The sequence below is a fragment of the Edaphobacter sp. genome, from assembly GCF_035532915.1.
Taxonomy (GTDB): domain Bacteria; phylum Acidobacteriota; class Terriglobia; order Terriglobales; family Acidobacteriaceae; genus Edaphobacter.
Genome location: NZ_DATKQC010000029.1, coordinates 1 through 9781, shown reverse-complemented (window position 1 = coordinate 9781; position 9781 = coordinate 1). Strand labels below are relative to the sequence as shown.

Genomic DNA, 9781 nt, shown 5'->3' with positions numbered 1-9781 from the left:
GAGGGTTGCCGCAAATCGCCCATGGGTCCGGTAATGATAGGGTAGGTTCAGAAGTTCGGCAGCAGCAGAGACTTGCTCTTCAAGGAACCATGCTCCCCGCTCTTGCTGCCGGTCGAGGCTCCAGCACTCTTCCATGAATGTGCGCTGTGCTCCGGTGAGTCCAACAAATTCCATCTGTGAAGGGCCACTAGTAGACCATGCAATTTGTACCATCGGACCATCTTGTAGGAGTCGCGTCAGTAGATCACCAATGAAGGCGTCGAACTGCACAAACCCCTCCGCGCGCCCTTCGGTGCGTTCGAGCAGGTCCATCTCACGTAGCGAGCGTGCCCCAGCAAACCGGGCACCGAAGTTGCCGTGAGCGTCACTCATGCATAATCTTCATCAGCTGCACGAACTGCTCGAAGGTTGCTGGATTGTCCGTTCCCTGTGCGTACGTGGCATAGCGTTGCGCCAATAACTCCCGTTCTCGCTCGGCACGGCGCCGCTCGACACGCTCTTGATCGTGCACCACTCGCTGTTCAATATTACCCTGCTCAAAGAGCACAAAGGTGGCGGCCTGCATGGCTGTGTCGCGACCGTTGAACCCCAAGGTAACGTCGTCGCCTCCGTCCCGCTGCTCTACCTGTGGGAGGGTTTCCATTGTCTGCGGGTCCATATCGTTTTCGCGGTAGATCGTCATGATGTGCTCGTCAAGACCAAGCTCACCGTGGCAGATAATGTCAAGGAACTGCACGGCAGGCCCTACGCGACCGACAAGCGCTGGATGTAGCAAGACCCGGATACCGCGGCCGACAAACTGATAGAACTCACTAAAACTGCCATACGGACGTAGGGGTACCACGACGGTGATTGGTGGAAAGTCATAGCCCTGCCCGAGCATCTTGAGTTGTGCCAAACCTTGCAAGTCGCCGGATTCCTGTTCAAATCGCTCGCGAATTGCCCGAATGCGGATGTCGCTCATCGAGTGATGCAGGTGCGCGCTTGGAATCCCATACTCGTCAGCGATACGCGCGATTTGCTCGGCATGTCGTTCGCCCAAGGCTGAGAAAAGAACCCGCGGTTTGATGGGATAGAGCACTCGTGCCTGTTCATCAAGCGCGGTCTTGACTGCTTGCATCACCTGCCGTATAGAGGCATCCGATTTGGCAGTGATCCGTGCGAGCTTTCGCTCATCCTGAAGCACATCAAGAAGTGCATCCCGACCGACGATCTCTTCGTGTCTCCCATCGGGCCAAACCATCTCATAGGTTGTCTCCTCGGCTCGCGGTGCAAAGCGCCGGACGCGCAGGTTTTTTGCATTCCCATCAGCAATCGAATCAATCAGCCTATAGCGATAGACCACATCCGCATCTATTGGCTTACCGTCGAGACGCTGAAAACACGCTGACATAAGTATTGTGCGGGCGTGCGAGAAATGCCGAAATGCCCGCTGATACGACTCTGCCGCAGAGATGTGGGCCTCATCCACGATAATTAGGTCCACATCCTCTGGCGCCAGTTTGGCAAGCAGATCATCCGGGTCGTTACCTGACCCGAGTGAATGGAAGTTCGTGAGGATCACGTCCGCAGCCAGCAAGTCTGCCCGCGAAACTCCGCGGATAGGACCCTCGTCCCGATCGAGCACACGTACGCTTGGCGGTAGGCACCCAGGAATGAGCGGTCCACCGGGAAGGCTATACAAGGCGTTGCGGCTGGCATGCGGGTCGAATGCGACATCGAAGGTGCCGCGAATGACACTGCCGGGCGTGATGATCAAGGCTCGCCGCTCGGCGAAGCTCAAGCATGCAGCCACACCAAGCGCAGTCTTACCAGCCCCCACTGACATGACGCAGGCAGCGTTGCGCCCGCCCGTACGGAAGTAGTTTGCCAGTGCTGCAAGGGCCTGGCTCTGACATTCGCGCAAGGTCTTCTGGTTCAACTTGCCGCGGACCGATGGATAGTAGTTGGCCATCATCCCTGGTGCCTCCAGCACCGGCCTGAAGCCGGAAAAGACCTCCGGTCTCATGTCTGGTGTTTCGATGGTCGGTGTACCAATCACCATGGACCGCAATAGAGTATCACTGGCGATGGCCGCCTGCAACTGTGCGATACAGCGAGCGGTTTCCAGACGTATGGCATCATAGGAGAATCGTATGACGGTCCAGCCAGCCGACTGTAGGTCATTCTGGCGCATTCGATCATAGGTGAAGGCAGCACGATCACTATGGAAGGTGAAGCCGTCCAGCTCGACTGCAAGCCGTGCAGTTGCTCCCGTAATGGCGTAATCAATCCTATAAGCATGGTCGCTTGCTTGTACCGGTTGCTGCGGTGTAATGTGTCGAACGATTACTGGTGTGGCAGCAGCATGGAGGATCCAGCGAAGAAAGGCAAACTCGAGAAAGGACGTGGCGATGAGGTTCTCGTATACTGGTCGCTCAGACATCATTCTCAGCTTCAAGAATAGCGAGCCGCTGCTCGATCTTCTCCAAGCCCGGGCTTTCCTGATGAAATCGCGCAGCAAGGCGTGCGATCTCCATAGCTTCGCGCAGATATCCATCTTTCTCGTAGAGATTCCGAAGGATTCTGAATGTAGATGACCGCACGTAGCCCCCGGGGGCCCGCTCCTCCGCAATCATGGCTGGGTACGCGACAATGAGCTCCATATCTAACAAGCAGAACCGTTCTACCTCCTCAAGCACCCAGGGGTCCGTGCGTCGAAACCTAAAAAGGCTCTCGCTGCCGGTCATGATGGCTAGGTGGTACGTGAAGAGGTCCCCAGGGAGTTCGAGTACTTCATGGAGATGTCGCAACGTTGCTGCAGCTGAATGGCCCTGTGCTGGGCTCCGCGAATACCACTGCTGTGCCGGCGACGCTGTGGTCCATTCCGCATCGTATGCAGGCCACCTGACATGGTATCGATCTTCAAGAAAGTATTTGAAGTGTTGCGGTTGCCAATCATGGCCTAGCAAAGACCTGCGATCGACCAACGTGCTTTCCGGGTACTGGATCCCCGGAACCTCACCAAGCCGGGGAAACCACTCAGCATCCTGCATAACCCGCTCACTATCCCCTGCCCAAAAATGCAGATTTCGGCCTACCGGTCGTAGTGCCTACCATTCTAACGGTTGATGCTAGAGACCAGTGGACCCTCCGTGCTCGCCGCATGACTGAATGGTTGTTAGATACGGTATTGCATCAAGGGCTGAGACCATTCTTCTGCGGAACTTCGCCGCTTCGCTTGTTTCGGTCGGAGGTTGAGGCGGCCGGTAGCCGATGCTGCGGCATCAGTGCGGCGCGGACTCTCTCTGTCAACCACCCTGTAGATAGGGGAAGGTTAGCTGTAGCGCTGTCTAGTGCTGGCACCACCGCTCCGGCTGGGCGCCCTGACCTGACCGTTTAGTGCATCCGTGGGCCTTCTTTGCTGCACTACAAAGATGGGAACGGTCCCAAACCGGGTGGCGAGCACCGACGTCACGCCGAGGTAGTCCGTCCCCATCTGAACAACATGGCACTGCCGCTAGCTTCAGCACTTGCGAGGTTCTCCTACATGCCGGGTGGTATGCCCCTTCGTTGATGCCGAGTATATACCTTGCCTCTGCACTCTTACGCCTGGAGTACGGATTACGTGGCCCGGCGATCCGCTGAGGAGAGCGTGTGTTCTCACCTATTGCAAGGGATGGACGCCTAGGAAGAGGTGCGCGATGCCGACGGTGCGATTGATCGAGAAGACCGACATCCAGCGGGCACGGCGCCGCGGCTATGACCGCACACGCAAGGAACGTGAGGAGGCCCGGCAGTTCCTGCGCGAAGCCCAGGCCGCCGGTCAGGTACTGGAATTTACTCTGGAGCCGAAGGAACGCCCCGAAACGATCAAGTTGCGCTATCGCCAGGTCGCCAAAGAGGAAGACCTCAAGCTCCGGTTTCGGACGATGCGGCATCGCACCGTACGGAATCGCAGGGGCAAGCAAAAGGATGAGGCGGAAGTACTGGTTGTGCAGGTGACCTAAGCGGCGTACGCTGAACCCACGCCCGGTGCGCGTAGGATGCGCCCGGTATTGCGATGGAGCAATCGGCAAAGACGCGAGAGAAAGGGTCTCTAAGTATGGTGCCGACGACGGATCTTGTTGAGATAATCACAAAGATCCTAGAGAATCAACCTGGACTGGATAACCGAGAAATCGCCACGGTACTGCGCGAGCAGGAGTTCCCGATGCTCATACCGAAGATCAACAGTATTCTCTATGGGCACCGGGATCGTTTCAAAATGGAGCTCGGCCGGAAGCGCCATAGTGAGCGTCCGGTGTGGTATCCAGTCCAGCCAGACGCCGCGGCCGTCATTGATGTCCGTCAGAGCACTGTTGGCGCCATACGTCGAATCCTGGGCGAAAGCTACCCTCCAGACCACTTACTCAATTCACTTTACCAGTGGCAAGAGCGGGCACTGGCCGAATGGCTGATCTGTAATCGCCGTGGTGTGATCGAAGCCGTCACTGGTGGAGGGAAGACGAGACTAGCACTTGCCGCTGCGGCCCTTGAACTTCGTGCAGGAGGCCGGGTACTCGTCATCGTTCCGACGAAGGATCTGGTCGAGCAATGGGTAGATCAGATCGAGAAGCACCTCGGTTCGGCCATGGGCCGAGCGCTCCGGGTCGGCCGATTCGATGGCGATAACGACGGTTATCTCTGGAACGACGAGATCGTCGTGGCGACGGTCCAGAAGGCTTGTCGATACCGTTGTTTCCCTCCAAACCTGACGCGCGGACTCTTAATTGCAGACGAATGCCATCACTATGCGGCAGGGGCCTGGCGCCACGCGCTTCAGCCTGAGTTTGCCGCTCGGCTTGGTTTGACCGCAACATACGAGCGAGACGACAACGGGATTCAGGAGGTGCTCGATCCCTATTTTGGCGGCGTGTGCTACCGGCTGGACTATGGTACCGCACTAGCCGAAGAGGTCATCGCTCATTTCAAGATTGCATTTGTCGGCGTGTCGTTCTTACCGGATGAACAGTTGAGCTATGATGCGGAATCAGAGAAACTAAATCGCTACAAACGCAGGTTGATCAATGAATATGGCGTGTCCGAAGGCCCTCTCGGTGTCTTCATGCAAGAGGTCGCCCGACTCGGTAAATCCGGCGACGGTGCCGCAGCCAGGGTCGCCGGACTTTATCTCAGCGCCTTTACTAAGCGACGTGCCGTACTTGCCAGCGCGAGCAAGAAGCTTTGTCGCCTTCATGGGCTTGTACCAGCGATAAAGCGCGCACACCGATCCATCGTCTTTGGTCAGACAAATGAAGCGGCAACTACTGCCGTAGAAGCGCTGCGGACTGACGGGGTTGATGCGGCGGTCCTTCATTCTGGTATGGACATGGACGACAGGCGAAGGGTGTTCGCTGCTTTCGATGAGGGCGATCATGAGCTTATCGCGGCGCCTAAACTGCTAGATGAGGGCATTGATGTTCCTTCTGCGGACCTCGCCGTCATCCTTGCCACAAGTCGCTCCCGACGCCAGATGATCCAGCGTATGGGTCGAGTTGTACGGAGGAAGGCTGACAATCGTCTGGCTCGCATTGCAGTGTTGTTCGTCGAAGGAACCTGTGAAGATCCAAGCAGTGGTGCACATGAGGATTTTATCGATATGGTCGTGGAAGTCGCCGACGAGATGCGTGTCTTTGGGGCGAGGGAATCTGACGATGCCGTAGTTGACTATCTCAATCAGTGGTGGCCAAGATCGCTGTGAATATGGCGCTAGTGAATAAGTGCGCCAGCAGGGCGGCGCTCCATACACGAGAGGGGAGTCGGCCCCGAAGGACCAACTCCCCTTTTCGTTCCCTGAGTCACCTGCCGAATCGCTTGTGCCGCGAGCTTCCCTACGGTCTGCCCGGAACATTCCTCCTTACGGTTGAACGTCCCACCCGGTCCGGCGCTTGCGCGTCTTGCCGGTGGCGAGCTATAGGTCACTCCGAAACTCTGTACCGCCCTCTCCGCGATTGGAATGAGGAAGACGGTGGGTTGCCTCGTGCGGCGCCGTGCTTGGTCGGGTTCGATGTGATGCGCAGTATTCCGTGCGTCCGGGCATCACGCTCTGTCGGCGGTGTCCAGTCGTTACGCCTGCCGGCCTTTGGCTTGCGCCAACCCAGCCTGTGTGCCGTCTAGGCACTGGTGCGGATCTCGTTGCCTCCTACGCGAACTCGGTGGTCTTGCTCAGGTAAGAGTGACTATAGCACCGTAGATTTCCGGGGACGAGTGAGTTGTCCACCGTTGTCGTAAAAGACATGTAACCTCTTTAAGGGCCAGGAACATCCAACTCCGCGCCAAGAAGTAACTCCTGTTGATCCACGGGCTGATTGTTAGAAGCATGCGGAGGAATCGCCGCTTCACCCGCCGGCGCGACGGGCAATACCTCTTCTACCTGGCTCTGATCGAATACTAGTGCCGAGTAGGCCGTTGCATATCTATCGGATAGTCTCCCGTGTCTCACTAAGAATCGTGCGACATCATCTAAGAGCTTCTCTGCGAGGACATCATCATCGCTATTTAGCCACGGAGGAGAACCCAAGCCGCCAACCAACTGCGCACTAAGCAACCATTCAGCTCTTCGCGCCATTTTGGCCGTTGCACCAGGTCTTCGTATGCACCGGACGATCAACTCAAGCAGTTCGCTGAAATATGGCGGATGCGTCGGCAGTGGCGTGTCCACTCCCGCTTTTTTCCCTAACGCTTCAAATGCGCGTCGCCATCGCTCCAGACTCGTCGTACCGGCCTCATAGCCGTTGAGATAGAGGTAGAGCGATTGTTCAAGGTCGGCAAGGCCGGTAGCAACGAGAGCGGCACAGGCTCGCCACAGAGACACCGTAAAGAGCCAGACCATATCTGAAAAGAAACATTGAATTGTTGCGTCGATCCCACTCCCACTGCGCGCCAACCGGCTTAGAGATAAAATAACCCTGCTTAAGGCCAGGTGTGAGGGGTCCATCCAGAATTGGGAATTCCTATACCTTTCGACATCTCTCAACTCAGCTGGAAGTGGCGAAAGTCGGCGTGTCACTTTCTCATGAAGAGAAAAGTCATGAAAACGTGCGTATAATTCTTCCGGCATGCTCTGAGGATAGGTATTGAGGAGAATGGGCAGTTCCTTTGGTCCTACTAAGGATATGTCCAGCGATCTTGCTAACGACGGCACATGCTCAGGAAACGGTTGTGAGCGTACTAAGTAATTGGTATCGGAACCGAAGAACTTCGCCACGCCGGCGAGCCAAAACATGCGTTCAGGAACTCTACCACTCACGGTCTTGCAATCGGCAATGGCGAGATGCAGGCGAAAGCCTGGATCGAGGCGGACACCCAACACATCGAGATCAGTCAAGCCCAAGTTAATGGGCTCGCTTTTGCCGCGTTGCGTGATCTCATATGAAAGCAGCACATTAAATCGAGTGCTATAGCCCTGAGCCCAGAGAATTGCACGCATTGCCTCCTTGAGCTTCCAATCCCGTTCTCCGTCACGTCTCCCTGCCATGCTAGGATCCCCATCCGGCCGCTTTATTCCATATAGCCGAAAGTTCGCCGGGAGACAACGCAGGTATTGTCCGTCGCGCAAGAGAAATAGTCTCAAGCGGCGCTAAGTACGCGCCACCAGTTAACAACAAGTCGGATGCCTCCTGTTCATTCCCGCGCTCCGGCATACCATCTGCTTGGCGATTGAGTAAGTTACGGGCCAGTTGTACCGCATCAAGATTGTCCTGCGTCGGTACAAGTTGGGCAGCATCAAGGTACCCATCAGAAACGATATGAATCATCCCCATCGCTATGAGCGGCGCATACTGGCGGGCCGTGCTAGAGTGCCCACCCAGCGTGAATTTCCTGTCTTTGTCCATTAGTCGCGCCAGCAATCGATCAGGAAACTTGATGGCTGTTATACCGCCGCTGATCTCCCCACACCGGATGCAGGCAATGGTTGCAATCGCTCGTTCGAGCACATGTTTCCGTGTTGTGGTGAATACGGGATCTACTCCGTACGGGAGAACGATAAAAGCACGTTGTCTTTTGTCCGCTCCGGTGACCGTGGGGGCAGGCATCAGACCCGACAGTAAGATGTCCTTTATGACACTTGGCTGGCTATCCATCAGCACAGGGAAGCCTGCCGATTGACGAATCTGAGTAAACGCCTCTCGGACCTTATCAATGGGAAACTGCTCAAAAAGCGTAAATAGCTTTTCCGGATTCTCAAAGGCGTATAAGGGTGATACGGCAAGTGTATCTCCACTAGTCGTGGTATGAAATTGCACGAGTTCCGCTTGTGTCGCTACCTGACGCAGCCAGCGGTCGTCCGCACTGGTAATGTCATAAGTTTTTCTGAGTTCGCTGAGGAGCACTGGTCCGTTGGCAAGTTCATCAATGGTCGCGACAAATTTCTGTTCAAGTTCTGATGGACTGTGCGACGACCAACTCTCGCCAAGCTTCTCGTAGATGGAATCATGGAGGATCGGAATGTTTTCGGTGAACGAAGCGACCTGTCCCCCCTTTCTCCGTACGTTTCGTATGAGTTCGAGTTCGGCCAGTTCAAGTACTACGGGCTCAAACGCAAAGGGATGTATTTTGAGAACATCAGCTGCAACATTGCGGAGAAGCTGTGCGTCGCGAATGATGTCTCGCCCCTTAATGGCCCCCGCAAGGACCATCGCCATTCCCGTGGTGTGAGTCACCTTCAGGTCGGATAGTGCTGATGATCGTTCATCAATATTACGGAAGCCAAGAGTGGCATCGTAGGAACGAAGGCTTACACGCCTAGGGGTAAGCGGATTCGAGCTTTCCACGTAGCGACAAGTCCCTTCTTTTCTTTGACTGCAGCGATCCATGCTGCCCATAGCAGGTGTTGATTCCGTGGCAACTGCTAGGTGCTGCCAGCATAGCATGTACTCTCTAGGTCGTGAACCAAGGGGTCACACGAGGAGACCAGGCGTGACCCCTCTTCTCACCAGATACAGCGTGGATTACTTAGGCTTGGCATCGGATCGCTTCTTTCGCCATCTGCCGTCGTCATTGCGGGCGCGCGGGAGCTTACCATCGTTGACATACGGCCCCTGATGCTGGCCTGCTCGCCGATCGGCGGTGTCGCGGTGATCGACGCGCTTCGGGGTCGGTTTCTTGCTGTCCATGCTGATTCCTCCTTTCCTTCAGCATCTGCGACGGGCAAGAGTTGCTCCGGCATCGAAGCTGATGCGACAAAACTACCATATGCAGTATTAACGCTCGATGAAATGATCTACAGGTTGTGGTTTTTCCGAAGTATCGCCCCCAGTACTTGTGGTTGCCGGTGGAGTAGTTGGTGCTAGACGGCCGTTCGGTTTCCGGCGGCAGTCCTACCCCCTGCCGCAGTGCGCGATGGGATCGTCGTGATCGTCCCATAGGTCGTTCCGGTCAGGGTGATGTTGTTGCCGTTCCCCGACTGATCGTTCGCATTGCCGTTGAAGGCGTAATAGGACGCACCTGCGGGGATTGTGTTGTTCGTCATGAGCGCCTGAATTTGCGTCGGTGTCCAGGGGGTGGCGGTGTTCTGTATGGTCAAATTTGTGATGAAAAATTCTCCGAAGTTGGTTAATGACCCGGTAAGCGCGCCAAGGACCAGGTTTTGTGTGGGTGATCCAAGATCGCCCAGTATGAGGCGTGACAATCAATGGACCGGAAACGCACGCTAAGGCCCTCTTCCCAGAGAGAACCGGCAATGGGCGGCATTCCAGGCAGCAGCTCGTGATGTGATGGGCGACGGGAGTCGGTCAATTTGCCAGACATCACGCTCTCT

Annotated in this window: 8 protein-coding genes; 2 read left to right on the top strand and 6 right to left on the bottom strand. The window is 56.0% G+C overall.

Annotation, left to right across the window (positions count from 1 at the left end):
* Window positions 1-372, bottom strand: a 372-nt coding sequence (locus VMU57_RS01355) for a hypothetical protein (RefSeq protein WP_325380028.1), incomplete at its 3' end; no start/stop codon positions are given.
* Window positions 365-2503 (bottom strand): DEAD/DEAH box helicase family protein, encoded by a 2139-nt coding sequence (locus VMU57_RS01350; protein WP_325380026.1) that lies wholly within the window; start codon window positions 2501-2503, stop codon window positions 365-367. The genes VMU57_RS01355 and VMU57_RS01350, both read right to left, overlap by 8 nt.
* 1180 nt (window positions 2504-3683) lie before the next feature.
* Between VMU57_RS01350 and VMU57_RS01345 the strand changes: the two genes are divergently transcribed.
* Both VMU57_RS01345 and VMU57_RS01340 read left to right on the top strand, forming a co-directional pair.
* Window positions 3684-3989, top strand: coding sequence for a hypothetical protein (locus VMU57_RS01345; protein WP_325380024.1), 306 nt, complete (start codon window positions 3684-3686; stop codon window positions 3987-3989).
* Between the two features lie 95 nt (window positions 3990-4084).
* Entirely contained in the window at window positions 4085-5722 is a 1638-nt protein-coding gene (locus tag VMU57_RS01340) for a DEAD/DEAH box helicase (RefSeq protein WP_325380022.1), read from the top strand.
* A gap of 546 nt (window positions 5723-6268) precedes the next feature.
* Here the strand turns inward: VMU57_RS01340 and VMU57_RS01335 are convergent.
* The 4 genes from VMU57_RS01335 to VMU57_RS01320 form a co-directional block, all read right to left on the bottom strand.
* A complete protein-coding gene (locus VMU57_RS01335; RefSeq protein ID WP_325380020.1) occupies window positions 6269-7450 on the bottom strand; it encodes a hypothetical protein in 1182 nt (393 codons plus the stop codon).
* A 49-nt stretch (window positions 7451-7499) separates the two neighbouring features.
* Entirely contained in the window at window positions 7500-8846 is a 1347-nt protein-coding gene (locus VMU57_RS01330) for a hypothetical protein (RefSeq protein ID WP_325380018.1), read from the bottom strand.
* A gap of 126 nt (window positions 8847-8972) precedes the next feature.
* The gene (locus VMU57_RS01325; RefSeq protein ID WP_325380016.1) at window positions 8973-9137 is read right to left on the bottom strand and encodes a hypothetical protein; all 165 of its coding nucleotides are present in this window, start codon (window positions 9135-9137) and stop codon (window positions 8973-8975) included.
* Window positions 9138-9310: 173 nt separating this feature from the next.
* On the bottom strand, window positions 9311-9547 hold the full coding sequence (locus tag VMU57_RS01320; protein ID WP_325380014.1) for a hypothetical protein: 237 nt from the start codon (window positions 9545-9547) through the stop codon (window positions 9311-9313).
* Window positions 9548-9781: the final 234 nt, after the last annotated feature.